Raw genomic sequence first — 23,047 nt, 5'->3', positions numbered from 1 at the left:
GGACCCCGCGCGCTCAGGCGTAGAAGGAGTCGAGGGTCTCGCCGTGGCGCTCCTCGACGGCCTTGCGCTTGATCTTGAGACTGGGTGTCAGCTCGCCCGTCTCCACCGTGAAGTCCTCGGCCAGGATCTCGAACTTCTTGACCGTGGCGTAGCTGGCCTGGTCCGCGTTGACCTGGTTGATCGCCTTCTCGACCTCCTCGCGCATGCGCGGGTGCCGGCGCAGCTCCTCCGGGTCGGTGGGCAGCGACTCGGACGCCGCCCACGGCCCGGCCACGTCCATGTCGAGCGTGATCAGCGCCGTGACGTAGTTGCGCCGGTCGCCGTGCACGAACACGTGCGACACGTACGGGCAGGCGGCCTTGATCCGGCCCTCCAGGTAGGTGGGCGCGACGTACTTGCCGCCCGAGGTCTTGATCAGCTCCTTCTTGCGGTCGGTGATGCGCAGCCGGCCGGCGTCGTCCAGCTCGCCGATGTCGCCGGTGTGCAGCCAGCCGTCCTCCAGCGCCTCGGCCGTCTCCGCCGGCAGCCCGTGGTAGCCGCGCATGACGCCGCGCCCGCCGATGAGGATCTCGCCGTCCTCGGCGATGCGGACCGCGGTGCCCGGCAGCGGCGGGCCCACCGTGCCGAACCGCACCGACTCCGGCCGGTTGAAGAAGCTGCCCGCCGACGACTCCGTCAGGCCGTACCCCTCGAGGATCGTCAGCCCGGCGGCGTCGAAGAACTCGGCGATGTCCTGCGACAGCGGGGCGGCGCCGGAGATGAAGAAGCGGATCCGGCCGCCGAAGCGCTCGCGCAGCTTGGCGAAGACGAGGCGGTCGGCCAGCGCGTACTCGGCGCGGGTGGTGACCGGGACCTCGGAGCCGCGCTGGCGGGTGCGCACGACCCGGCTGCCGGTCTGCCGCGCCCAGTTGAAGATGCGCAGCTTGAGCCCGCCGTCGCGGCGCACGTTCGCCGTGACCGTGTTGTGGATCTTCTCGAAGATGCGCGGCGCCGCGGCCATGATCGTCGGCCTCAGCACGCCGAGGTTGTCGGCGATCTTGTCGAGGCGGCCGTCGATCGCGGTGGGCACGCCGATGTCGATCATCACGACCTCCAGCAGCTTGCCGAACGAGTGCGACAGCGGCAGCCACAGGAAGTGCAGGTCGGCGGGGGAGATGAGGTTGAGCTCGCGGACGGCGCCGGCGGCGTAGAGCCAGTTGTCGTGGGTCAGCTCCACGCCCTTGGGGCGGCCCGTGGTGCCCGAGGTGTAGATGAGCGTGGCCAGGTCGTCCTGGGCGATGGCGTCCACCATCGCGTCGTAGTCGCCCCCGCCGGGGCCGCCGTCCTGGGCGAGGGAGTCGAGCGTGACCACCCAGCCGTCGTCGCCGGCCGAGCCGTCGATGACCACCACGCGGGTGACGTCGGGCAGCTCCTTCTGCACGGACCTGAGCTTGGCGACCTGCTCGTCGTTCTCGGCGATGACGATCGTGCTGCCGGAGTCGGTGATGACGAAGGCGGACTCGGCGGCCGTGTTGGACGGGTAGATCGTGGTCGTCGCCGCCCCGGTGGCCAGCACGGCCAGGTCGCAGAGGACCCATTCGAGGCGGGTGGAGCACAGGATCGACACGCGGGTGCCCGGCCCGGAGCCGAGCCCGGACAGGCCCAGGGCCAGCCCGCGCACTCGCTCGCCCACCTCCCGCCATGACAGCGAGGCCCACCCGTCGTCCGATGGCACACGGTATGCCTCGGCGTCGGGGGTCGCCGCGATCCGGTCGCGCAACAGGGAGGGAATGCTGGACATGCCTGACCTCCTGGGGGGTGTTGGCCCCGACTCTAGGACGTCAGCGCCGTCCCAGTCGATGACCCAGTCGATGACCCAGTGGATGAGCCTGTAGATGACTCAGTCGATGCTCCCGATCGATCGCGGCCCCGGGGTGGCGGTGCCGACCAGCCGCGCGGTGCGCACCTCCCACGCGCCGCACGCACACCGCAGGTACGACACGACGCCCTCTGAGGTGCGGTGCGAGGAGACGACGGTCATGGCGAACGGATCGTGCAGGTCTCTGGAGTGCATGATTCCAACCTGATGTAATGGCCTTATGCATTTCAACGCTTACGGCGGTAACGGGGCGGCCCTCGCCGCGGCGCTGGTCAACGCCACCGACTTCAGCCCCGCGGCGGTCGAGGCGATGCTGACCGAGCACCGCCTGCTGCGCACGGCCGTCACCCCCGCCCAGGCCGCGGAGCTGCGGGCGTGGGCGGCCCGGCTGGCCCCGGTGTTCGGGGAGCTCGACCAGGAGACCCAGATCAAGCTGGTCAACGACCTGCTCGACGTGACCGCGGCCAAGCCGTACGTCAGCGCTCACGACGGCCGCGAGCCCCACCTGCACTTCTTCTCCATCGACGCCGACATCGTCGCCAGGGCGAAGGACACCACCGCGGGCGGCCTCGCCATGGCGTTGTCGTTCGCCGGGGGCAGGCGGCTGGGGCGGTGCGACAGGGACGGGTGCGAGACGGTCTACGTCGACACCTCGCGCAACGGGCGCCGCCGGTTCTGCTCCCTGGCCTGCGCGAACAGGGTCAACGTGGCGGCGCACCGGTCCCGCGGCCTTGCCAGGTGAGCCGCGGGTCGCCTAAAATCTCGAACGTCTTATCGCCGAACCGTGGGGGCAGCTGACGTGAGGATCTGAGGTCGCGGGCACCGCGCCGATCGGCCCTGTCATGGGCATGCGCGCATCTCCTGGACCTCGAGGCATCCTCGCCTCCGACCACGGACTCCGACTCCGTCGTCCCCCTGTGTTGCGCGCATCTGCGGTGATTCCCGCCAAGTCACGAAATTTCGAGTTTTGTGATGGGAGCCGCCTTATGTCATTTTCGATTGTCATCGATCACGTCTCCTTCGGCTGGCCGGACGGCACCAAGGTGCTCGACGGGCTCGACGCCGCGTTCCCCGCGGGACGTACCGGGCTCATCGGGGTCAACGGGTCGGGCAAGTCCACCCTGCTCAAGCTCATCGCCCGTGAGCTGGCCCCGTCGCGCGGGTCCGTGTCCGTCTCGGGAGAGGTGGGCTACCTGCCGCAGAACGTGCCGCTGAAGGCCGGCCGTACCGTGTCGGACCTGCTGGAGATCAGCCGGACGCGGGCGGCGCTGCACGCCATCGAGGCCGGCGACGTGGCCGAGGAGCACTTCGCCGCCGTAGGCGACGACTGGGACGTCGAGGAGCGTGCCCACGCGGAGCTCGACCGGCTCGGGCTCGGCCACGTCGGGCTCGACCGCACGGTCGGCACGCTGTCCGGCGGCGAGACCATCATGGTCGCGCTGGCCGCGCAACTGCTGAAACGGCCGGACGTGCTGCTGCTCGACGAGCCCACCAACAACCTCGACCTGGACGCGCGCCGGCGCCTCTACGCCGCCGTCGGCGCCTGGCAGGGGGTGCTGCTGGTCGTCAGCCACGACCGGACGCTGCTCGACCTGGTCGACCAGATCGCCGAGCTGCGCGAGGGCACCGTGCGCATGTACGGCGGCAACCTCACCGCCTACGAGGAGCAGGTCGCCGCCGAGCAGGAGGCCGCCGAGCGCACGGTGCGCACCGCCGGGGGCGAGGTGCGCCGCCAGCAGCGCGAGCTCGTCGAGGCCAGGACCAGGATCGACCGGGGCCTGCGCACCGGCAGGAAGGCGTACGAGAACAAGAAGGTGCCGAAGATCGTCGCGAACGGGCTCAAACGCAAGGCCCAGGTCACCGCGGGCAGACAGCGCACCCTGCACCTGGAGAAGCTGGAGGAGGCCCGCGAGCGGCTGACCGAGGCCGAGCAGGCCGTGCGGGACGACGCGGAGATCCGTATCGAGCTCCCGGGCACGGAGGTGCCCGCGGGCCGCACGGTGCTGACCCTTCCGCTGGACCCGCCCCGCCGGGAGCGGGACGAGCCCGGCGAGGCGGAGGAGTCGCGGGTGGCCGTGCTGGAGACGCTGGTCGTGCGCGGGCCCGAGCGGATCGCGCTGCTCGGCCCCAACGGCTCGGGCAAGACCACGCTGCTCAAGCGCATCGTCGAGCACGGCGCCCACGTGCCCGTCCGCTACCTGCCGCAGCGGCTGGACCTGCTGGACGACGGGCTGAGCGTGGTGGACAACGTGCGTGCGGTGGCGCCCTCCGCCTCGGTGAACGACGTACGCGCCCGCCTGGCGCGCTTCCTGTTCCGGGGCGAGCGGGTCAACCAGGCGGCCGGCACGCTGTCGGGAGGCGAGCGTTTCCGGGCGACACTCGCCGCGCTGCTGTCGGCGGAGCCCCCGCCGCAGCTGCTCCTGCTCGACGAGCCGACCAACAACCTGGACATGGCCAGCGTCCGCCAGCTCGCGCAGGCGCTGTCCGCGTACCGGGGGGCGCTCGTCGTGGCCAGCCACGACGTGCCGTTCCTGGAGACGCTGGGGATCACCCGGTGGCTGCGACAGGATCGGGACGAGGGACTGGCCGAATCGTAATTGACGGTTGGGGATCAACCGGACAATAGTGTGGCAGGTGGCTAAACCCCGGTTGATCTCCTGCGTTCTCGCCCTGGCGACCCTCACCACCCTCGGCGCCTGCTCCTCGGGCTCGCCGTCGCCGGCCGGTGGCGAGCCGAAGGTGTCGGGCGTCGCGGGCGGGAACGGCGCCGTGCCCGCCACCGGCAACGGCACCGCGCCCGGCGGGCAGAGCCCGGCCGCGCTGACGCCGGAGGCGTACAAGAGCGAGCTCGAAAGCCGCCGCAAGCCGATGGCCGACGCGATCAGCGCGCTGGCCGGTGCGCGCGGGGTCAAGGCGCTGGACCAGCGGGTGGACAAGGCCGAGCAGACGCTGAGCGGCGCCGCCGACGCGCTGTCCGCGCTCGCCCCGCCCGAGGCCGTACGCGCCCAGCACGAGGCGTACGTGACCAGCCTGCGCGAGTTCGCCACCGAGCTGGGCTCCACGGCCGGCAAGGTCGGCGCGCGCGACCTGTGCACCTCCTCGGCCGTGCTCACCGACGTCAACGACAAGCTGAGCGCGCTGGACGAGGCGGGCCGGGCCCTGCAGAGCGCCGGCGACTACCCGGCCGACGTCGTGGCCGTGAAGGCGGGGGACAAGCAGACCAGGCGGCTGCGCAACGGCTCGTTCATCCGCAGGGGCAGCGCGTTCAACGGCCGCAGCTCCCTGGAGATCGACAACGGCGGCAGCCTCGACTCGGTGGTCACCGTCATGAAGGGCGGCAGCAAGCAGTTCAGCGTGTACGTGCGCAAGAAGGCGAAGTTCAAGATCAGGGGCGTCCGCGACGGCAGCTACAAGATCTACTTCACCCACGGCGTGGACTGGGACGGCAAGACCAAGGCGTTCACCCGGGAGTGCAGCTTCGAGCGCTTCGAGAAGACGGTGAAGTTCAAGACGACGTTCACCGCCACGCAGATCCTCTGGCACGACTGGCGCATCACGCTGCACGCCATCTCCGGCGGCAACGCCCGCACCGCGCCCGTGGACCCGGACGACTTCCCCGGCGGCTGACGCCGGGGCCCGGACCGAGGCGAGGGCCGCGCACCCCGTGGGCGCGCGGCCCGTCGGATCAGGTCGAGAACAGCATGCCCACCCAGCTGCGCTGGCCGCGGTGGTGACCGTGGTGGCCGCCGTGGTGGGGAGCGCCCCAGGCCGGACCGGGGGCGGGGGGCGGGGGAGCCGCGTGGTACTGCGTCTCCATCCGGGTCAGCGTCTCCAGCTCGCCGTAGTCGAGGAAGATCCCGCGGCAGTTGTCGCACTGCTCGATGTGGACGCCGTTGCGCTCATAGGTCCGCATGTTCCCGCGGCACTTAGGGCAATGCATCTAAGTCGCTCTCCTTGGCTTCGAGGTCTCAGGGTGAAACCTACCGCGCGCAACCTCGTCACGCTCGGACGATTCTGTTGCACGATTCGACCAACGAATGTTCGACCTCATCCAGTTCCCGGTCCTCGCGCGCGGCGTTGACCACCGCCACGGCGGCGAGCTGGACGGTGAGCGCCCGTGCGGGCAGGTCGAGCCGGCGCCAGGGGTCGTCGCCCGGGCCCAGCGCGGGCCCGCCGGAGGCCAGGTACGCCCCCAGGAACCGCTCCCAGACGGCCGGGTCGAGCAGCCCGGCGGCGTACCAGGCGGCCGGTCTGGCCAGGTCCCACGCCGGGTCGCCGACGCCGAGGTCGTCCACGTCGATGAGCAGCCAGCGGTCGCGGTGGACGAGCTGGCCCAGGTGCCAGTCGCCGTGCGTGAGCAGCGCGGGCTGCGGCGGCGGCTCGGGCAGCTCCTTGAACGCCCGCCTGACGAGCTGCTCCACGGGGCCGTCGCCGGGCATGCGGCCCACCGCGCGGGCGGCCCTGGCAGGCCCTCCGGCCGGCGGGAGGGCCGGTAGCAGCGGGAGGGAGATGGCGTGCAGCCTGGCCAGCAGCCTGGCGCCCTCCTCCCACGGCGCGGAGTCGGGGTCGTCCTGCGCCACGGGGCGGCCCGCCGGCCACACCGTCACCGCGCGCCCGGCCGCCGACAGCACCTCGGGCTCCAGCGGGGCCAGCATCACGCCGCTCACCGCGGCCGACGCGGCGGCCCGCAGCCTCGGCCGCAGCGACTCGGCGTCGTCGCGCGCGGAGTGGGCCTTGACCACGACCTCTCCCATGCGTAACACCACGACGTCCGTCCGTGTCGGGTGCAGAACGGGCGCTCCCGCACCGCCATATGCCGCGGCGATCCCCGCCAGCTCCGCCTCGAGACCCACTCGTACAGACTAGGGGGCATGAGAGTAGGTTTCGCCGTACCCCAGTCAGGGCCCTGGGCCACCCCGGAGAACATGCGCCGCATCGCCACCCGGGCGGAGGCGCTCGGCTACTCCGAGCTCTGGACGTTCCAGCGGCTGCTGTACCCGGTCGGGCACCCCATGGGGCCCACCTACCGCGCCGTGCAGGACCCGCTGATCACGCTGGCCCACGTGTCGGCCGTGACCAGCCGCATCGGGCTGGGCGTCGCGGTGATCAACGCGTACGTGCAGCCGCTCCTGCTGGCCAAGCAGCTCGCCACGCTGCAGACGCTCTCCGGCGGCCGCCTGACCGCGGGCATCGGCCTGGGCTGGCTGCCGGAGGAGTTCGAGGCCTCCGGCGTGGACATGGCCGGCCGCGGGCGCCGGGGGGAGGAGTTCCTGGAGGTGCTGCGCAAGGCGTGGGCCGACGACGTGGTGGAGCACGAGGGCGGCTTCTACCGGGTGCCGCCCGCGCACGTCGACCCCAAGCCCGTGCCGGGGCCGCCGCGGATCCTGCTCGGCGGCACGGCGGACGTCGCGCTGCGCCGCGCCGCCCGGCTGGCCGACGGGTGGGTCAGCTCCAGCCGGGAGGACCTGACCGGCATCGGCGAGCGGGTGCGGCTGATCAGGGCGGAGCTGGCGGCGTCGGGGCGCGACGCGGGCGCGTTCCGGTTCGTGATCCGGGGCGCCACGCAGGTCCGGGCGGCCGACGAGGAGCGCCCGCTGACCGGCACGTACGACAAGATCCGGCGCGACGTGGCCGAGCTGGCCGCCCAGGGCGTGACGGACGTCTTCCACGACCTGAACTTCGACCGCGAGATCCCCGCGGCCGACGCCAAGGAGGCGATGCGCCGGGCCGAGGAGGCGCTGGAGGCGCTGGCCCCCTGACCGCCCCCTAACCGCCGCCGTACGGCACCGTGATGATCTCCAGGTTGTGGCCGTTGGGGTCGGACCAGTAGAGGCCGCGACCGCCGTCGTTGGTGTTGATCTGGCCGGCCCGCTGATGGTAGGGGTCGGCCCAGAACGTCAGGCCGCGTTCCTTGATCCGGCCCCAGATCTGGTCGAACTCCGCCTCGCTGACCAGGAAGGCGTAGTGCTGGGACGGCACCTCGTCGCCCGCCTGCACGACGTCGAGCGAGACGTCGTTGCCGAGCGAGACGACCCGGAACGGGCCGTATTCCGGGGCCGGCTCCAGCCCGAGGACCTCGACGAGGAAGGCGGCCGTCGCGTCCCTGTCTCTGGCCGGCACGATCGTGTGGTTCAGATGGACGGACATACCCGCAGGCTACGTCAAGACGCCGGCCTTTCAGCGGGCGAGGCCGGCCGCGTGCGCCGCCACCGCGTGGCGCAGCTCGCGGATGCCGTCGCGGCCCCGCACGGGGTGCACGGCGTTGGTCAGCAGCACCACCGTCAGGCGGCGGGCCGGATCGACGACGAGCGAGGTGCCGGTGAACCCCGAGTGGCCGTACGCGCCCGCCAGCGGGCCCACGGCGGCCGGGTCGCCGATCCGCACGCCGAGCCCGTGCCGGAACGGCGCCCCCTCGGCGCCCTGGTCGCGCGTCATCTCGGCCACGCTCTCCGGCCGCAGCAGCGGCCCGCCGCCGAGCCGCAGCGCCTCGCCGAAGGCCAGCAGGTCCCCGGCCGTGGCGAACAGCCCCGCGTGCCCGGCCACGCCGCCCAGCGCGTACGCGGTCTCGTCGTGCACCTCGCCCCGCACGCAGCCGGGCCCCGGCCGCTCGGGCTTCCATTCGGTGGCGGCGATCCTGGCCCGCCGGCCGTCCGGCCGGTAGCCCGTGTCGGGCAGCCCGAGCACGTCCGTGACCCGGGCGCGGACCAGCGCGTCCAGCGCCGCGCCGCCGGCCAGCTCGGCCACCCGGCCGGCCATGACCATGCCGACGTCGCTGTAGAGGTACGGCCCGCCGACCGGGTGGGTGATCGGCGTGCGCACCATGGCGGCCATCCGCGCGCCGGCGTCCGCGCCGGGCAGTTCCAGGTCCACGCGGCGGGTCGGGGGCAGGCCCGCCGTGTGGGTGAGCAGGCGGCGCGGGGTGATCCGCGGGTCGGTCCCGGGGAGCCGGGCGGCCACCGGCTCGTCGAGGTCCAGCAGGCCCTCCTCGGCCAGCGAGAGCAGCACGACCGTGGTGAAGAGCTTGCTGACCGAGGCCAGGTCGAAGATCGAGTCTCGGCACGCGGGCGGGCGCTCCGCGGCCAGGCCGCCCCGCGCGTCGGCGTACCGTACGAGCTCCCCGGCCGCCGCCGCGGCCACCACGGAGCCGTCCACGGCGATCAGCGAGACCGCCGCCGGGCACACCCGCGGCACCGCCTCCGCCAGGATCGCCGCCAGCCGGTCGGACATCCCCCTACCCCCCGTTGTGTCGGCCGTCAGGTGTCAGCTGCTCAGGGCGTCGCTGAGGCGCTCGCCGTGCGACTCCAGCAGCGCGCGGGCCGCGTCCGCGTCGAGGCCGTGCCGGAGCATCAGCACCGCGACCTTCGTCCGGCCGCCCGCCGCGTCCAGCGCCGCGCCGGCCGCCTCCTGGTCGGCCCCGGTGATGTCCCTGACCATGCGCAGGGCCCGCCCGGCGAGCTTGCTGTTCATGGCCGACATCTCGATCATCTCGTTCCCGTACGTACGGCCGAGCTTGACCATGGAGATCGTGGAGATCATGTTCAGCACGAGCTTCTGGGCCGTGCCGGCCTTGAGCCGGGTCGAGCCGGTCACCACCTCGGGCCCCACGACCACTTCGATGGCGTGCTCGGCGGCGGCCGACAGCGGCGCGCCGTCATTGCACGACAGGCCGACGGTGAGCGCGCCGCGGCCGGCCGCCTCCGCCAGCGCGCCCAGCACGAAAGGGGCCCGTCCGCTGGCGGACACGCCCACCACCGAGTCGAGCGGTCCCACCTCCAGGTCCCGCAACGCGGCGGCGCCGGCCTCGGCGTCGTCCTCCGCCCCCTCGACCGACCGGGTGAGCGCGTCCGGCCCGCCGGCGATGACGCCCTGCACCAGCGAGGGGTCGGTGCCGAACGTGGGCGGGCACTCGCTGGCGTCGAGCACGGCCAGCCGCCCCGACGTGCCGGCGCCCACGTACAGGAGCCGGCCGCCCTCCGACATCCGGGCCGCGATCGCGTCGATGGCCGCCGAGATCGCCGGGATGACCACCGCGACGGCGGCGGGCACGGCGGCGTCGGCCTGGTTCATCAATCGGGCGATCTGCTCCGTCGGCAGCCGGTCGATCTGGCTGTAGCGCGGGTCGCTCTGCTCGGTGGACAGCTCGGGTAGCGGCTCAATCATGTCGCTAATTTCCACCCTTTACTTCTCTCTTGTAAATATCTTTCAGACAATGGGTTCATGGCACATGTGCGAACCGGAGCCGAACGGCTGGCCGCGGATCCCGCTCTCGCCGGGGGGACCCGCCTCGGCCTCATCACGAACCCCACCGGGGTGCTGCCCGACCTGACCCCCACGACAGACGCCCTCGTGGCCGCCGGGCTGGGTCTGACGGCGTTGTTCGGTCCCGAGCACGGCATGCGCGGCACCGCCCAGGCGGCCGGCAGCGAGGCCGACACCGTGGACGAGCGGACGGGGCTGCCGGTCCACGACACGCACGATCTCTCCGGGGAGCCCCTCGACCGCGTGGTGGCCGCCTCCGGGGTGGACACGCTGGTCTTCGACATCGCCGACGTGGGCGCCCGCTTCTACACCTACGTCTGGACCATGTACGACCTGATGGCCTCGGCCGCCCGGCTCGGCCTGCGCTTCGTGGTCCTCGACCGCCCCAACCCGCTCGGCGGGACCGTGGAGGAGGGCCCCCTGCCCGACCCGGCGTACGCGAGCTTCGTGGGCCGCCACCCGGTGCCGCTCCGGCACGGCAGGACGGCGGGGGAGCTGGCCGGGCTGTTCGGGTTCGACGTGGACCTGACCGTGGTCCGGATGGTGGGCTGGCGGCGCGACATGACGTACGCCGAGACCGGGCTGCCCTGGGTGATGCCGTCGGTCAACATGCCGACCCCGGACACCGCCCTGGTCTATCCGGGCACCGGGCTGCTGGAGGGCACCAACTTCTCCGAGGGGCGCGGCACGACCAGGCCGTTCGAGCTGATCGGGGCCCCGTACGCCGACGCGAGGTTCGCCCCGGCGCTGGCCGCCCTGGGCCTGCCGGGGGTGCGGTTCAGGGAGGCCTGGTTCACGCCGACGTTCCACAAGCACGCCGGCACCCCCGTACGCGGCGTCCAGCTCCACGTGCACGACCCGGGCGCCTTCCGGCCGGTGCTGACGGGCCTGTCCATCCTGCACGTGGCCCGCGACCTCTACCCGGACGACCTGCGCTGGTGGGGCCCCGACCTGTTCCTGGACCATCTGTGGGGCTCCGGCGCGCTCACCGGCCGCCTGGAGGCCGGTGAGGACCCCCGCGACCTGTGCCCGCCGCCGGGACGCCCCGAGGGACGACTGCTCTATACGTGACATCACGCCAGATCGCGCCGGTAGAGCCAGAAGACGCGTTCCGCTCGCGCGCCCACGGCGCGCGAGTAGAACCGCAACGGCCCCACCCACCCGATCTGGGCGCCGGCCTGCCCGGCGGCCCGCTGGTCCGCCAGGCACCTGCGCAGCAGCACCCGGCCCAGGCCCAGCCCGCGGGCGTCCGGCGCGGTGCCCATGGGCCCGAACCAGGCCGGCCGCGACCCCCAGGCGGCGAAGCCGAGGATCCGCCCGTCGCGCTCGGCGTAGTGCAGCCCGGCCGCGTTGACCGCCTCCCAGGCCCACCGGTCGTTCCAGTGCTCCTCGACGAACGCCGCCACCCGCTCGCGGTCCCCGCCCGCCGCCGCCCGCACGGCGACGCCCGACCTCTCCAGCCGCGCCACGTCCTCCTCGACGGACAGGTCCGCGTCCACGAGGTCGGCCGTCATGTTCCAGGCCACGTGGTAGCGCTCGTAGCCGAGGCTCTCGGCCAGGCAGGCGGCGGCGGTGTAGCGCACGTCGATGCCCGGCCAGGCGTAGCACGGCGGGTTCCCGGCGAAGCGGGCCTGCCGCGCGCCCTGCCCGGCCAGCCACTCCTCGGCCGCGCGCACCAGCGCCCGGCCGCGCCCCGCCCCCTGGGCCGAGGGGTGCACGGCGAGCAGGTCGACGTGCCCCACCTCCGGGTCCTGGGCGGACATCGAGGCCATCACCACGCCCCCGTCCGTGGCCAGCGCCGTCCAGCGCCGGTCGGCCGGCGGCCGCGACAGGTGCCCGACCAGGGCGGCGGCCTCCCCGGCGTCCAGCGTCAGCGCGGCCTCGGCGACCAGCGCCGCCTCGACCGGGTCGGCCGCGCGTACGGCGTGGGACATCACACCTCGCTCATCGGTCGCGCGATCACACTTCGGCGCTGCGGGTAGAAGCACGCGTGCTCCTGCGGCACGCCCTCGGTGAGCTGCAGCAGCGGCCGCTCCTCCGCGCACCGCTCGCCCCGGAACGGGCAGCGCCGGGCGAACAGGCAGCCCTCGTCGGAGCGGCTCTCGTCCAGCGACTCCAGCGGCACGACGGGCTGCTCGCCCGGCTGCTCCAGCCCGTGCAGCACGGGGATGGCCGACAGCAGCGACTGCGTGTACGGGTGCACGGGGTCGGCGATGATCGTGTCCACCGGGCCGCGCTCGACGACCTGGCCGCGGTAGATGACGTACAGCTCGCCGTCGCCGCCGATGTAGCGGGCCGTGGCCACGTCGTGCGTGATGAACAGCACGCTCACGCCGAGCCGCTCGCGCAGGTCCTTCAGCAGCGCCAGGATGCCCAGCCGGAGCGAGACGTCGATCATCGACACGGCCTCGTCGGCGACCAGCATCTCCGGGTCCACGGTGAGCGCGCGGGCGATGACCACCCGCTGGCGCATGCCGCCGGACAGCTGGTGCGGGTAGCGCGCCAGCACCGACCCGGGGTCCAGCCCCACCAGCGACAGCACCTCGGCCGCCCGCTCCTCCATCCACGACCGCGACCGCCCGGTCTGCCTGGCCCGCAGGCTCAGCGGCGCGTGCAGGGTCTGGTGGATGGTCCTGGTCGGGTTCAGGGCCGAGTACGGGTCCTGGTGGATCATCTGGATCTTGCGGAAGTGCGGCTGGCGCTGCTTGAGCTTGAGCCCGGACATGGCCACGCCGTCGATCGCGATCTCGCCCTCGTCGTACGTCTCCAGCCCCGCGATGATCCGCCCCAGCGTGGTCTTCCCGCACCCGGACTCGCCGATGAACGAGGCCGCGCCGCCCTTGGGGATCGCGAAGTCCACGCCCCGCAGCGCGCGCACATCGCGGGCCCCCAGCATCTTGCCCCGCTGCTTGAACGTCTTGACGACGCCGGTTCCGGTGATCATGCGTGCTCCTTCACGGTCACGGCGTGGCAGGCCACGGTCCTCGTCCCATGGGAGACGGCCTCGGGGTCCACCGAGTCGCACACGTCCATGCGCAGCGGGCAGCGCTCCCTGAAAACGCAGCCCTCCTTCGGCACGGTCGACAGCGTCGGCGGGCGTCCCGGCAGGGCCTGGGCCTCGTCGATGTCGCCCACGAGCCGCGGGATGGCCCTGATCAGGCCCCTGGTGTACGGGTGCCGGGGCGCGCCCAGCACCTCCCGGGTGGGGCCCTGCTCGACCAGGCGGCCGCCGTACATGACCGCCAGCCGGTCGGCCACCTCGGCCACCACGCCGATGTCGTGCGTGATGACCAGCGTCGTCAGGCCGCGCTCGTCGTGCACCTCGCGGATGATCTTCAGGATGTTCGCCTGGGTGATCATGTCGAGCGCGGTCGTGGGCTCGTCCAGCACCACCAGGTGGGCGTTGAGCACCAGCGCCAGCATGATGCCGACCCGCTGGCGCATGCCGCCGGACAGCTCGTGCTGGTGCGAGTCCAGCACCCGGGCGCCGTCCAGGCCCATCCGGCCCAGCAGCTCCTTGGCCTCGCGCACCAGGCCGCGCAGGTCCTCCACGCCGTGCGAGCGGCCCAGGTCCAGGAGCTGCTTGCCGACCGTCTTGAGCGGGTTGAGGGAGTTCTGGGCGGCCTGGAAGACGTAGCCGATGTGCCGGCCGCGGGCCTTGCGCAGCCGCTCGCCCGCCAGGTCCACCACGTCGCCGAGCCCGTCGATCTCGACGCTGCCCGCCGAGATCCTGCCGGGCGGCTGGACCGCGTTGAGCAGGGACAGGGCCAGCGTGGACTTGCCGGAGCCGGACTCGCCGACGATGCCGGTGATCGACCCGGGCTCCAGCGTCAGGCTGATGTCCCGGACGGCGGGCAGCTCGCCCGCGGGGGTCTTGTAGACGACCGTCAGGCCGCCGATGCGCACTCCCGGCGCTTGTTCAGCCAACGTGCTACTCCTCGCGCAGCCGGGGGTTGAAGATCTCGTCCATGGCGTCCACCACGAGCACGATGCCCAGGGTGAGCAGCAGGATCGCCAGCAGCGGCGCCAGCAGGTAGCCGAGCGCGTACGGCGTGATCATGGCGCCCGCCTGGAAGACGGCCAGGTTGAGCATGACACCCCAGTTGTCCGACTCGTACGGCAGCACCCCCAGGAAGAACAGGCCCACCTGCGCGTAGACCGCGCCGGTGACCGCGATGAGCATGTTCATCGCGATGTAGGGCGCCATGCTGGGCAGCAGCTCCCTGCCGATGATGTGCGTCGTGGACAGCCCCAGCCCGCGCGCCGCCTCGATGAAGCCGCGCTCGCGCAGGGACAGCGTCTGGGACCGGACGGCGCGCGCCACGCCGCCCCAGCCGAGCATGCCCAGCACCAGGCCCATCTGGATCGGGCTGCCGAACTGCCACACCGTCGCCAGCACCAGCAGCAGGGGCAGGCCGGGGATGGTGAGCTTCATGTCGGTCAGCCGCATGAGCACGGTGTCCCAGCGGCCCCGCTTGAACCCGGAGAACAGGCCGACCGCGGTGCCGACGACGACCGTGATGAGCGCGGTCACCGCGGCCGTCAGCAGCACGTAGCGCGAGCCCTTGATGACCAGCGCGACCACGTCGCGCCCCTGCGGGTCGGTGCCGAACCAGTGCTCCCAGCTCGGCGGCTGGATGATGGCGTTGGGGTTGTCCGGCAGGTTCGCGGGCAGCAGCATCGGCCCGACGACCGCCATGAGGAGGAAGCCCACCAGGATGATCACTCCGGCTATCCGGCTGGGCTTGCGCTTCATCACCCGCCACACGCCGTGCCAGAAGTTGCGGCGCATGGTCGAGGCGGCCGAGCCCGTCTCGGGGATGAGCGTGGCGCTCACGACGCCTCCTCTCCGCTGCGGACTCGCGGGTCGATCACCGTGTAGAACAGGTCGGCCACGATGTTGGCGATGATGGTGGCGACCGTGATGAGCAGGAAGGCCCCGCTCATCAGCGCGTAGTCACGGTCCTGGACGCTGCCGATGAGCAGCCAGCCGAGCCCCGGGTAGTTGAAGATCTTCTCGATGAAGACCGCGCCGCCCAGCAGCAGGCCCAGCGACAGGGCCAGCAGCGTGAACAGCGGCAGGATCGCGTTGCGCGCGATGTAGCGGAAGACGATCGAGCGCTTCACGCCGCGCAGCTCGGCGGCCAGGATGAAGTCGTCGCCGAGCACGGTGACCACGCTGGACTTCATCGCCAGGATCCAGCCGCCGTAGGCCGACAGGGCGTACGTGACGACCGGCAGGACGGCGTGCTCGACGAGCGAGCCGATGTAGCCGGCGTTGAAGCCCGGCTCGTACAGGATGTCCACCGACCCGTCGGCGGGCAGGATCGGGATGAGCGTCGCGAAGATCACCACGAGCAGCATCGCCAGCACGTACTGCGGGATGCCGTGCAGCAGCGAGCCGGAGATGGCCAGGGCGTCGCCCAGCTTGCCGGTGCGCTTGATGGCCGCGAACACGCCGAGGATGACGCCGACGAGGAAGCTGAGCAGCGTGCCCGCCAGGACCGGTAGAACGGTCCACTTGGCCGCCTCGGTCAGCACGTCGAGGACGGGCGTGCCCGGCCTGGTGACGGAGACGCCGAGGTCGAGGTGGAGCAGGCCGGTGATGAACTCGCTGTACTGCTGCCACATCGAGCCGTCCGGCTGGAAGCCGTAGAGCACCTTCACGGCCTGCGAGGCCGCCTCCGGCGACATGCCCCCTTCGATGAGCTTCTCGTACCGGGCGGCCATGGGGTCGCCGGGGATGTTGTTGACGATGAAGAACGTGATCGTCGCCACTACGAGGATCATGACGAGCCCGCGGGCCAGGTGGCCCGCGAGTCGCCGTGCGATGAGCGTCATAGGCTACTGCTTTGCCTTGATCAGACCTTGCTGGATCCACACACCGGACATCACGACGCTGCCGCCGCCGCGCAGGACCTCGTCCTCGTGCGGCCAGCCGGTGAAGCGGCTGTTGTTGACGAACTGGACGTTGACGTAGTCCCAGAGCTGGATGACCGGCAGGTCCTGGTTGGTGGCCTTGGCGAGCTGGGCCATGATCGGCTTGGCCTCCTCGGCGCCGACCGAGTTCAGCTTGGCGGTCAGCTCACCGGGGTTGACCTTCTGGCCGTCGACCTCGATCTCCTCGCCGCCGCCCATCCAGTTGCCGCTCTTGCCGGGCGCGGCGTGCGAGACCTTGTTGCCGACGTTGGTCCAGCCGTTGGAGGCGCCGTAGACGCGCTGGAAGATGTCGTACGGCGCGGGGCCGAGCGCCATCAGCCAGAAGCCCACGTCGTACTTGCCGGCCGACAGCTCCTGCAGATACAGCGGGTAGTCGGCGGTCGTGACGACCTCGGCGTCGACGCCGGCCTTGGTGAGCTGGCTCTTGATGTTCTCCTGGGCCGACAGCCAGTCGGAGAAGCCGGAGGGCGCGTGCATGGAGACCTTCCACGCCGTGCCGTCGGCCAGCGTCCACTTGCCGTCCTTCTTGGTCAGGCCGGCCTCCTTGAACTCCGCCTCGGCCTTGGCCACGTCGGGCTTGTACGGCTCCAGCTGCGGCACCGTCTCCGGGATCCACGCCTGCGCGGCCTTCTGGTGGATGCCGCTGGTCGTGGCGGCCGGCGTGCCGCCCTCGGGCGAGGCGACCTTGGTGACCTGGTCGCGGTCGATGAGGTAGGCCAGGCCGCGGCGCACGTGGACGTTGTCGTAGGGCTTCTTGGACTGGTTGAAGCCCATGCCCACGGCCACCGGCGAGTAGCCCTTGATGACCTCGCTGCCCGGAGCCTGCTTGATCCGGTTCATCACGTCGGTCGGGGTGGCCGTGAAGCCGGCGTGGTCGAGCTTGCCCTGGGTGAGATAGTTCCAGATCTGCTCGTTGCCGGTGTAGTTGAGGAACTTCACCTGCGCGGGCGCGACGTTCGCGGCGTTGTAGAAGTACTTGTTCTTGACCAGCAGCGCCTCGGACGGGTTGACCCGCTCCAGCACGAACGGGCCGGCGGAGACGTCCTTCGGCGGGGCGAAGGCGAGGACCTTCTCACCGAGCGCGGGGATCTCCTCGCGCGCCTTCTCGGCGTCGGGGCCGTCGCCGCGGGCGGCCTTGAGCTTGTCCCAGAAGTCGGCGGGCAGCACGCTGCCCCACACGTGCGCGGGCAGCACCGTCGTGTCGAGCACGCCGCGCGCGAACTTCGGGCTGGGGTTGGCCATGTCCTGGGTGATCTTCAGGGTCTGCGGGTCGACGACCGTGACGTCGGCCGCCGCGCCCGCCGCGCCGGGCGTGATCGAGAAGGCCGTGCTGCCCTGCGTGTAGGCGATGCCGATGGACATCTTGACGTCGTCGGCGGTGACCGGCTTGCCGTCGGACCACTTGGCGTTCGGCTGCAGCTTCAGCGTGATGGAGGAGTTGTCGGGCGCGATCTCCCAGCTCGCCGCGATGCCGGGCAGGGCCTGGTTCGGGTCGGTCAGGTGGTTCTTGACCCAGCCGATCCTCATGGCGTTGTAGCCCACGAAGGAGTTGCCCTTGGGGTTGAACGGGTTGGCCGGCGCCGTCGATTCGAGGCCCGGCCGGGTCACGTCGATCGTGGTGAAGAGCCCGCCACCACCGCCGCCGCCCGAGCCGGACTTGTTGGTGGAACCACCACTGCACGCCGCTGTCGCGGTGGCCAGGCCCAGCAACGCCACTACCGCTGCCAGTCGCTTCATTTGCCGCTCCGGGGGATGTCTCTAGGGATTGACCGGACATTACGATCGCGCCAGATCAGCGTCAATAATCTCCAGTGGTTGTGAGGCTAATGTAACTTTCCTTCATGAGTGTACGAAGTGGAGCTAAGCGTCATCAAGTATTTCGTCAGCTCAGCACCAGGACGGCGGCCCCGCTGACCCGGTCGGCGGCCAGATCGGCCAGCGCCCGGTCGGCCTCCTCGAACGGGTAGGCCGTCGTGCTCACGCGCGGCGGATGCGCCAGGGCCAGCTCCAGATACGCCCGCCCGTCGGCCCTGGTGTTGGCGGTCACGCTGCGCAGCGTGCGCTCCTGGAACAGGTGCCGGTCGTAGTCGAGCACCGGGATGTCGGTCAGGTGGATCCCCGCCACGGCCAGCGTCCCGCCCCGGTCGAGCGCCTCCAGCGCGGGCGGTACCAGGGTACCCACCGGCGCGAACAGGATGGCCGAGTCCAGCGGTTCCGGTGGCCTGTCCCCGGCCGAGGCGGCCCCCAGCTCCAGGGCCAGCCGCCGCGACTCGGCGGACCTGCTGACCGCGTGCACGGTGGCCCCCTGGGCGATGGCCGCCTGCGCGGTCAGGTGGGCCGAGGCCCCGAATCCGTAGATCCCCAGCCGCCCGCCGGGCGGCAGGTCGCACCGCGCCAGCGCCCGGTAGCCGATGATCCCGGCGCACAGCAGCGGCGCCAGCCGCTCGGCGGGCGGCTCGTCCGGCAGGGGGTAGACGTAGCCGGCGGGCGCGACGAGATATTCGGCGAACCCGCCGTCGGCGTCCCATCCCGTGTACGTCGAGCGGGGGCACAGGTTCTCCATCCCCCGCACGCAGTAGCGGCACCTGCCGCAGGTGGAGCGCAGCCACGCCACGCCCACCCGCTCGCCGGTGCCCTCGACCCGGCCCACGGCCTGGTGCCCGGGGGTGGTGCGGGGCCGCCGCGGCCGCAGGTCGCCCTCCGCCAGGTGCAGGTCCGTACGGCACACCCCGCACGCCTCGACCCGCACCAGGACCTCGCCGGGCCCCGGCTCGGGCACCTCCCGCTCGACCAGCGCCAGCGGCCGGGACGCCATCGGCCCCGGCCGGTCCACCACCCAGGCACGCATCGTCAGGACAGCCGGGCGTGGGCCAGCGAGGCGTAGAGCGCGGCCCCGTCCGGCAGCACCGAGTCGTCGAAGAGCGCCTCGGGGGAGTGGTTGTAGGGCGCCGTCGCCGGGTCCCGGTCCGGCGGGCACGCCCCCAGGAACACGAACGCCCCCGGCACCGACTCCAGCACGTACGAGAAGTCCTCCGAGCCCATCACCGGCTGCGGCGAGACGAAGTAGCGCCCCGGCCCGAACAGCTCGTCGGCAGTCCGGCCCACGAAGTCGGCCTCGCTCCCGTCGTTGACGGTCACCGGGTAACCCATCCCGAACGACGCCTCCACCTGCAGCCCGTGCGCCGCCGCGATCCCCTGCACGACCTCCACCAGCCGCCGCTTGACCAGCGTGCGGTTCTCCTTGCTGAAGGTCCGCACCGTCGCCTCGAACCTGGCGTCGTCCGGGATCACGTTGTCCGCCGAGCCGCCGTGGAAGCTGCCCACCGTCACCACGACCGGGTCGAACACGTCGAACGTCCTGGTCACCATCGTCTGCAGCGCCGTCACCATCTCGCACCCCGCCGCGATCGGGTCCAGCGCCCGGTGCGGGCTCGAACCGTGCCCGCCGCGCCCCTTCACCGTCACGCAGAACGTGTCCGCCGCCGCCATGATCGGCCCCGGCCGCGACGCGAACAGCCCCGGCGGCAACATCGCGGAGACGACGTGCATCCCGTACGCCGCCACCGGCCGCGTCCCCGCCGCCTCCAGCACCCCCTCGCCGATCATGTGCTTGGCGCCCTCGTGGCCCTCCTCGCCGGGCTGGAACATGAAGATCACGTCACCGGCCAGCTCCTCGCGCCGCGCGCTCAGCAGGTGCGCCGCCCCCGCCAGCATCGCGGTGTGCAGGTCGTGCCCGCAGGCGTGCATCTGACCGGGCAGCTGGGAGACGTAGGGCAGGTCGTTCCGCTCGGTCACGGGCAGGGCGTCCATGTCGCCTCTCAGCAGCACCGCGGGCCCCGGCCGGCCGCCCCTCAGCACGGCGGTCACCGAGCTGAGCGCCGTGCCGGTCTTGATCTCCAACGGCAGCCCCTCCAGGGCCGCCAGGACCTTCTCCTGGGTGCGCGGCAGGTGCAGGCCGAGCTCCGGGGTGGTGTGCAAAGAGTGCCTGAGCTGGACGATCTCGTCCCGCATGTCCTGCGCGGATTCAGTGAACGACATGAGGAACATTGTTCACGTGCCGGGCAGGAAGTCGATAAGGCGCGCTCGGTACGATGGGCGCGTGACTCAGCGTAAGCGGATCGACTCCTGGTTGTCCGACATGGACGGCGTACTCGTCCACGAGGGGCGACCCGTCCCCGGAGCGGACGAATTCATCAAGCGGCTCAGCGAGTCGGGCAAGAAGTTCCGGGTCCTGACCAACAACTCGATCTACACCCAGCGCGATCTCTCGGTACGCCTGGCCGGCGCGGGCCTCGACGTACCGGCCGAGTCCATCTGGACCTCCGCGCTGGCCACCGCCCAGTTCCTCGACGACCAGCGCTCGGGCGGCTCCGCGTACGTGATCGGCGAGGCCGGCCTGACCACGGCGCTGCACGAGGTCGGTTACATCCTGACCGACCTCGACCCCGACTATGTCGTGCTCGGCGAGACCCGCACCTACAGCTTCACCCAGATCACCCGCGCCATCCGCCTCATCGAGGGCGGGGCCCGCTTCATCGCCACCAACCCCGACCCCATCGGCCCCTCCACCGAGGGCTCCCTGCCGGCCTGCGGCGCCGTGGCCGCCCTCATCACCAAGGCCACCGGGGTGGAGCCGTACTTCGTCGGCAAGCCCAACCCCCGCATGATGCGCAGCGCGCTCAACGAGATCGAGGCCCACAGCGAGACCACGGCCATGATCGGCGACCGCATGGACACCGACATCGTCTCGGGCATGGAGGCCGGGCTCCACACGATCCTCGTCCTCACCGGCGTCACCCAGCGCCACGAGATCGACCGCTTCCCCTACCGCCCGTCACTGGTCGTCGAGTCGGTGGCCGACCTCATCGACCTCATCTGAACCTGACGGCCCCTGACAGGTACGCGTGGCAGGCTGAGCTGCCATGACCCGTGTTTACCTGGAAATCGGACCGAAGAAGGTGTTCGCCTGCTCGCTCGACTGGCCCGGCTGGTGCCGGATCGACAAGGGCGAGGAGGCGGCCATCGACCGGCTCGTCGACTACGCGCCCCGCTACCGGGTGATCGCCGAGCGGGCCGGGCTGGAGTTCGCGCCGGGGGAGCCCGAGGTGGTGACCCGGGTGCGGGGGAGCCAGACGACGGACTTCGGGGTGCCGTACGAGGTGCCCGACCTGGACCTGGAGCCCCTGTCCGGGGCCGAGGCCGAGCGCTCGGTGGCCCTGCTGCGGGCGGCGTGGGAGCTGTTCGACGAGACCGCCGGGGTCGCGCCGGAGGAACTGCGCAAGGGGCCGCGGGGCGGCGGGCGGGACCGTACGAAGATCGTGGACCACGTGACGGACGCCGAGCGGGCCTTCGCCAGGATGGTCGGAGTGCGGCACAGGCCGTACAAGGCTCCTGGGGACCGTGATGCGATGCGGGCGGAGCTGGCGGAGGTGCTGTCGCGCCCCTGGGAGCCGCCGGCGACCACCAAGTGGCCGCCCCGCTACGCGCTGCGGCGCATCGCCTGGCACGTGATCGATCACCTGTGGGAGATCGAAGACCGCCGGTAGAAGATTGTCCCCCGCCCGTTTCCCGTCAGAGAGCGGCGATGCCCGCACCCGACCCCTTTCCACGGTGGGCATATGCCGAATCCGGCGGGCGGCGCGGAGCAGCCGGTGGAAAGAATCGCACCCCCGTTCCTCCTCCCGATGGCCAAGGTCGCGAACCGGCTGCGACGATGTTGAGGACGGAAGACTTGGCGGTGGGAAAGGGCAGGGTGCGTGGACGTACGTGCGGAGATCCTCGACCTGAAACTCCGCGTCGAGGATCTCGAGACGACCGCTGAGCGAGGCACCGAGCTGGACCGGCAGGACGACCTCCTGCGCGAGATCATCGACCGCTCCAGGAAGCTGCAGGCGGAGATCGCCTTCCTGAAGGCGGAGCTCGGCCGTGCCAGGACCGAGATGGGGGAGGAGTTCGCGGCGGTCGGCACCGAGATCGCGGGCGTCCGCAGGGAGGTGACGGGCCGGCCCGTGGCCGCCGCGGCCGGGACGGGCGGCGAGATCGACGTGCGGGCGGAGATCGCCGTCGAGTTCGGGGCCATCCGCTCGGAGATCGAGCACGAGTTCAACTTCCTCCGGTCCGAGGTCACGGACCTGGGCATCAAGCTCGACCGCCTGCTGCAGCGAACCCCCGCGGAGCCCTGAGCCCGTCAGAGAGGGCCTGTGAGGCGCGCCAGGGTCGAGGGTGGGTCCCCCCTGTGTGAGGAGCGTCAGGGTGGCCTGAGGCGTCTCAGAGGGAGAGCGCCGGCTCCATGACCTCGGCCGGGCAGAGCTGCCGGATCACGCCCCGCACCTGCTCGCGCAGGTCCGGAGCCGCCAGATGACCGTCCTCGGCGAAGTGCGGGCAGGCGGGTGAGATCACCAGCTCGGCCCCCATCACGACCGCGCCCGCCCCCAGCAGCTGCTTGTACAGCTCCGCCTGCGCCCACATGGCCCCGCAGGCCCGCGCGCTGGCGCTCATCACCGCCACGTGCTTGCCCGACAGCCCCTCCCGCGCCGACATCCAGTCCAGCGCGTACGTCAGCTCCAGCGGCAGCAGGCTGTGCTCGGGGGCGGTCAGCAGGACGGCGTCACCGCCCGCGACCAGCGTGAGCAGCTCGCGCGCCGGCGCCGGAACGGGCCCGGTCCGGTACGGCGGGATCTCGCCCAGCCCCCGCCACACCTCGAAGCCGACACCCCTCGGCAGCTCGCCGCCCGCCGCGTCCAGCAATCTGGTGATGAATGACCCCGCGTGCAGACTGGCGGCGATCCCGATGATTTTCACCCTCTGCTCCCAAGGGGTTCCGGTGTTACCGGGAACCTGCCCGATGCCGCGGATGTCCAAGACCATCTCCGGGTCAAGAGGCGCACAGTCTTTGCCGGACGGGGAGACGTACTGGTGGAGCCGCCTACCGGCGGCACCGGCCGCCGGGCGGGCGGCGCGCCGATCCGGTCCGGGCCGACCTGCTCGGCG

Annotated in this window: 24 protein-coding genes; 8 read left to right on the top strand and 16 right to left on the bottom strand. The window is 71.9% G+C overall.

The window, feature by feature from the left end; translation table 11 throughout:
* Positions 1-13: 13 nt before the first annotated feature.
* Positions 14-1,780: an AMP-dependent synthetase/ligase gene (locus ACTWPW_RS28520; protein ID WP_443170441.1), complete on the bottom strand. Its 1,767-nt coding sequence runs from the start codon at positions 1,778-1,780 to the stop codon at positions 14-16.
* A 99-nt stretch (positions 1,781-1,879) separates the two neighbouring features.
* Positions 1,880-2,053: a hypothetical protein gene (locus ACTWPW_RS28515; protein ID WP_375109479.1), complete on the bottom strand. Its 174-nt coding sequence runs from the start codon at positions 2,051-2,053 to the stop codon at positions 1,880-1,882.
* A gap of 25 nt (positions 2,054-2,078) precedes the next feature.
* Between ACTWPW_RS28515 and ACTWPW_RS28510 the strand changes: the two genes are divergently transcribed.
* From ACTWPW_RS28510 to ACTWPW_RS28500, 3 genes are all read left to right on the top strand, one after another.
* Positions 2,079-2,600 carry a CGNR zinc finger domain-containing protein gene (locus ACTWPW_RS28510; RefSeq protein ID WP_364112040.1) on the top strand — a complete coding sequence of 174 codons (522 nt, stop codon included), beginning with the start codon at positions 2,079-2,081 and terminating at the stop codon, positions 2,598-2,600.
* Between the two features lie 244 nt (positions 2,601-2,844).
* On the top strand, positions 2,845-4,455 hold the full coding sequence (locus tag ACTWPW_RS28505) for an ABC-F family ATP-binding cassette domain-containing protein (RefSeq protein WP_443170440.1): 1,611 nt from the start codon (positions 2,845-2,847) through the stop codon (positions 4,453-4,455).
* 37 nt (positions 4,456-4,492) lie between these two features.
* Positions 4,493-5,485: a hypothetical protein gene (locus tag ACTWPW_RS28500; protein ID WP_443170439.1), complete on the top strand. Its 993-nt coding sequence runs from the start codon at positions 4,493-4,495 to the stop codon at positions 5,483-5,485.
* Between the two features lie 58 nt (positions 5,486-5,543).
* Here ACTWPW_RS28500 and ACTWPW_RS28495 read toward each other — a convergent pair whose 3' ends face one another.
* Both ACTWPW_RS28495 and ACTWPW_RS28490 read right to left on the bottom strand, forming a co-directional pair.
* Positions 5,544-5,798: a TFIIB-type zinc ribbon-containing protein gene (locus ACTWPW_RS28495; protein WP_364112046.1), complete on the bottom strand. Its 255-nt coding sequence runs from the start codon at positions 5,796-5,798 to the stop codon at positions 5,544-5,546.
* 58 nt (positions 5,799-5,856) lie between these two features.
* Positions 5,857-6,711: a phosphotransferase gene (locus tag ACTWPW_RS28490; protein ID WP_375109482.1), complete on the bottom strand. Its 855-nt coding sequence runs from the start codon at positions 6,709-6,711 to the stop codon at positions 5,857-5,859.
* Positions 6,712-6,729: 18 nt separating this feature from the next.
* Here ACTWPW_RS28490 and ACTWPW_RS28485 point away from each other — a divergent pair, with 18 nt between their 5' ends.
* Positions 6,730-7,617 carry a TIGR03619 family F420-dependent LLM class oxidoreductase gene (locus ACTWPW_RS28485; protein WP_375109483.1) on the top strand — a complete coding sequence of 296 codons (888 nt, stop codon included), beginning with the start codon at positions 6,730-6,732 and terminating at the stop codon, positions 7,615-7,617.
* 7 nt (positions 7,618-7,624) lie between these two features.
* Here the strand turns inward: ACTWPW_RS28485 and ACTWPW_RS28480 are convergent, their stop codons facing one another.
* Genes ACTWPW_RS28480 through murQ form a run of 3 tightly spaced genes read right to left on the bottom strand, consistent with a single transcriptional unit; the run spans position 7,625 to position 10,018 of the window.
* Positions 7,625-8,005 carry a VOC family protein gene (locus ACTWPW_RS28480; protein WP_364112052.1) on the bottom strand — a complete coding sequence of 127 codons (381 nt, stop codon included), beginning with the start codon at positions 8,003-8,005 and terminating at the stop codon, positions 7,625-7,627.
* 30 nt (positions 8,006-8,035) lie between these two features.
* Entirely contained in the window at positions 8,036-9,085 is a 1,050-nt protein-coding gene (locus tag ACTWPW_RS28475) for a serine hydrolase domain-containing protein (protein ID WP_443170438.1), read from the bottom strand.
* Between the two features lie 33 nt (positions 9,086-9,118).
* The gene (gene murQ / locus ACTWPW_RS28470; protein ID WP_375109485.1) at positions 9,119-10,018 is read right to left on the bottom strand and encodes an N-acetylmuramic acid 6-phosphate etherase; all 900 of its coding nucleotides are present in this window, start codon (positions 10,016-10,018) and stop codon (positions 9,119-9,121) included.
* 57 nt (positions 10,019-10,075) lie between these two features.
* Here murQ and ACTWPW_RS28465 point away from each other — a divergent pair, with 57 nt between their 5' ends.
* A complete protein-coding gene (locus tag ACTWPW_RS28465; protein ID WP_443170437.1) occupies positions 10,076-11,188 on the top strand; it encodes an exo-beta-N-acetylmuramidase NamZ family protein in 1,113 nt (370 codons plus the stop codon).
* A gap of 2 nt (positions 11,189-11,190) precedes the next feature.
* On the opposite strand, the gene ACTWPW_RS28460 is transcribed toward ACTWPW_RS28465, so the two are convergent.
* From ACTWPW_RS28460 to ACTWPW_RS28425, 8 genes are all read right to left on the bottom strand, one after another.
* Positions 11,191-12,051 carry a GNAT family N-acetyltransferase gene (locus ACTWPW_RS28460; RefSeq protein ID WP_443170436.1) on the bottom strand — a complete coding sequence of 287 codons (861 nt, stop codon included), beginning with the start codon at positions 12,049-12,051 and terminating at the stop codon, positions 11,191-11,193.
* Positions 12,051-13,061 carry an ABC transporter ATP-binding protein gene (locus ACTWPW_RS28455; RefSeq protein ID WP_375109487.1) on the bottom strand — a complete coding sequence of 337 codons (1,011 nt, stop codon included), beginning with the start codon at positions 13,059-13,061 and terminating at the stop codon, positions 12,051-12,053. The genes ACTWPW_RS28460 and ACTWPW_RS28455 overlap by 1 nt, the downstream gene beginning before the upstream one ends.
* Entirely contained in the window at positions 13,058-14,044 is a 987-nt protein-coding gene (locus ACTWPW_RS28450; protein WP_443170435.1) for an ABC transporter ATP-binding protein, read from the bottom strand. The genes ACTWPW_RS28455 and ACTWPW_RS28450 overlap by 4 nt, the downstream gene beginning before the upstream one ends.
* Positions 14,045-14,048: 4 nt before the next feature.
* Positions 14,049-14,954 carry an ABC transporter permease gene (locus ACTWPW_RS28445; RefSeq protein ID WP_375109489.1) on the bottom strand — a complete coding sequence of 302 codons (906 nt, stop codon included), beginning with the start codon at positions 14,952-14,954 and terminating at the stop codon, positions 14,049-14,051.
* Positions 14,951-15,958: an ABC transporter permease gene (locus ACTWPW_RS28440; RefSeq protein WP_375109490.1), complete on the bottom strand. Its 1,008-nt coding sequence runs from the start codon at positions 15,956-15,958 to the stop codon at positions 14,951-14,953. Before ACTWPW_RS28440 ends, ACTWPW_RS28445 begins: the two co-directional genes overlap by 4 nt.
* Before the next feature lie 3 nt (positions 15,959-15,961).
* Entirely contained in the window at positions 15,962-17,794 is a 1,833-nt protein-coding gene (locus ACTWPW_RS28435; protein ID WP_375109491.1) for an ABC transporter substrate-binding protein, read from the bottom strand.
* 145 nt (positions 17,795-17,939) lie between these two features.
* A complete protein-coding gene (locus ACTWPW_RS28430) occupies positions 17,940-18,905 on the bottom strand; it encodes a zinc-dependent alcohol dehydrogenase family protein (RefSeq protein ID WP_443170434.1) in 966 nt (321 codons plus the stop codon).
* Positions 18,906-18,907: 2 nt separating this feature from the next.
* Entirely contained in the window at positions 18,908-20,095 is a 1,188-nt protein-coding gene (locus ACTWPW_RS28425) for a M20 metallopeptidase family protein (protein WP_375109493.1), read from the bottom strand.
* 100 nt (positions 20,096-20,195) lie between these two features.
* Between ACTWPW_RS28425 and ACTWPW_RS28420 the strand changes: the two genes are divergently transcribed.
* From ACTWPW_RS28420 to ACTWPW_RS28410, 3 genes are all read left to right on the top strand, one after another.
* Positions 20,196-20,936 (top strand): HAD-IIA family hydrolase, encoded by a 741-nt coding sequence (locus ACTWPW_RS28420; RefSeq protein ID WP_443170458.1) that lies wholly within the window; start codon positions 20,196-20,198, stop codon positions 20,934-20,936.
* A 43-nt stretch (positions 20,937-20,979) separates the two neighbouring features.
* Complete coding sequence (locus ACTWPW_RS28415; RefSeq protein ID WP_443170433.1) at positions 20,980-21,603, top strand: hypothetical protein; 624 nt, start codon at positions 20,980-20,982, stop codon at positions 21,601-21,603.
* 210 nt (positions 21,604-21,813) lie between these two features.
* Entirely contained in the window at positions 21,814-22,239 is a 426-nt protein-coding gene (locus tag ACTWPW_RS28410) for a hypothetical protein (protein ID WP_375109495.1), read from the top strand.
* An 85-nt stretch (positions 22,240-22,324) separates the two neighbouring features.
* Here ACTWPW_RS28410 and ACTWPW_RS28405 read toward each other — a convergent pair whose 3' ends face one another.
* Positions 22,325-22,858 carry an NADPH-dependent FMN reductase gene (locus ACTWPW_RS28405; RefSeq protein WP_375109496.1) on the bottom strand — a complete coding sequence of 178 codons (534 nt, stop codon included), beginning with the start codon at positions 22,856-22,858 and terminating at the stop codon, positions 22,325-22,327.
* Positions 22,859-23,047: the final 189 nt, after the last annotated feature.

The organism is Nonomuraea sp. KM90 (assembly GCF_052246675.1).
In the GTDB taxonomy this organism is placed as follows: Bacteria; Actinomycetota; Actinomycetes; order Streptosporangiales; family Streptosporangiaceae; genus Nonomuraea.
This window is presented reverse-complemented; position numbering and strand designations above follow the sequence as displayed.

Excerpts from the sequence above, each read along its gene's own strand:
- ACTWPW_RS28520 (WP_443170441.1), bottom strand. The coding sequence starts at position 1,780 with ATGTCCAGCATTCCCTCCCTGTTGCGCGACCGGATCGCGGCGACCCCC.
- ACTWPW_RS28515 (WP_375109479.1), bottom strand. The coding sequence starts at position 2,053 with ATGCACTCCAGAGACCTGCACGATCCGTTCGCCATGACCGTCGTCTCC.
- ACTWPW_RS28510 (WP_364112040.1), top strand. The coding sequence starts at position 2,079 with ATGCATTTCAACGCTTACGGCGGTAACGGGGCGGCCCTCGCCGCGGCG.
- ACTWPW_RS28505 (WP_443170440.1), top strand. The coding sequence starts at position 2,845 with ATGTCATTTTCGATTGTCATCGATCACGTCTCCTTCGGCTGGCCGGAC.
- ACTWPW_RS28495 (WP_364112046.1), bottom strand. The coding sequence starts at position 5,798 with ATGCATTGCCCTAAGTGCCGCGGGAACATGCGGACCTATGAGCGCAAC.
- ACTWPW_RS28485 (WP_375109483.1), top strand. The coding sequence starts at position 6,730 with ATGAGAGTAGGTTTCGCCGTACCCCAGTCAGGGCCCTGGGCCACCCCG.
- ACTWPW_RS28480 (WP_364112052.1), bottom strand. The coding sequence starts at position 8,005 with ATGTCCGTCCATCTGAACCACACGATCGTGCCGGCCAGAGACAGGGAC.
- ACTWPW_RS28475 (WP_443170438.1), bottom strand. The coding sequence starts at position 9,085 with ATGTCCGACCGGCTGGCGGCGATCCTGGCGGAGGCGGTGCCGCGGGTG.
- murQ (WP_375109485.1), bottom strand. The coding sequence starts at position 10,018 with ATGATTGAGCCGCTACCCGAGCTGTCCACCGAGCAGAGCGACCCGCGC.
- ACTWPW_RS28465 (WP_443170437.1), top strand. The coding sequence starts at position 10,076 with ATGGCACATGTGCGAACCGGAGCCGAACGGCTGGCCGCGGATCCCGCT.
- ACTWPW_RS28460 (WP_443170436.1), bottom strand. The coding sequence starts at position 12,051 with ATGTCCCACGCCGTACGCGCGGCCGACCCGGTCGAGGCGGCGCTGGTC.
- ACTWPW_RS28455 (WP_375109487.1), bottom strand. The coding sequence starts at position 13,061 with ATGATCACCGGAACCGGCGTCGTCAAGACGTTCAAGCAGCGGGGCAAG.
- ACTWPW_RS28440 (WP_375109490.1), bottom strand. The coding sequence starts at position 15,958 with ATGACGCTCATCGCACGGCGACTCGCGGGCCACCTGGCCCGCGGGCTC.
- ACTWPW_RS28435 (WP_375109491.1), bottom strand. The coding sequence starts at position 17,794 with ATGAAGCGACTGGCAGCGGTAGTGGCGTTGCTGGGCCTGGCCACCGCG.
- ACTWPW_RS28430 (WP_443170434.1), bottom strand. The coding sequence starts at position 18,905 with ATGCGTGCCTGGGTGGTGGACCGGCCGGGGCCGATGGCGTCCCGGCCG.
- ACTWPW_RS28425 (WP_375109493.1), bottom strand. The coding sequence starts at position 20,095 with ATGTCGTTCACTGAATCCGCGCAGGACATGCGGGACGAGATCGTCCAG.
- ACTWPW_RS28420 (WP_443170458.1), top strand. The coding sequence starts at position 20,196 with ATGGACGGCGTACTCGTCCACGAGGGGCGACCCGTCCCCGGAGCGGAC.
- ACTWPW_RS28415 (WP_443170433.1), top strand. The coding sequence starts at position 20,980 with ATGACCCGTGTTTACCTGGAAATCGGACCGAAGAAGGTGTTCGCCTGC.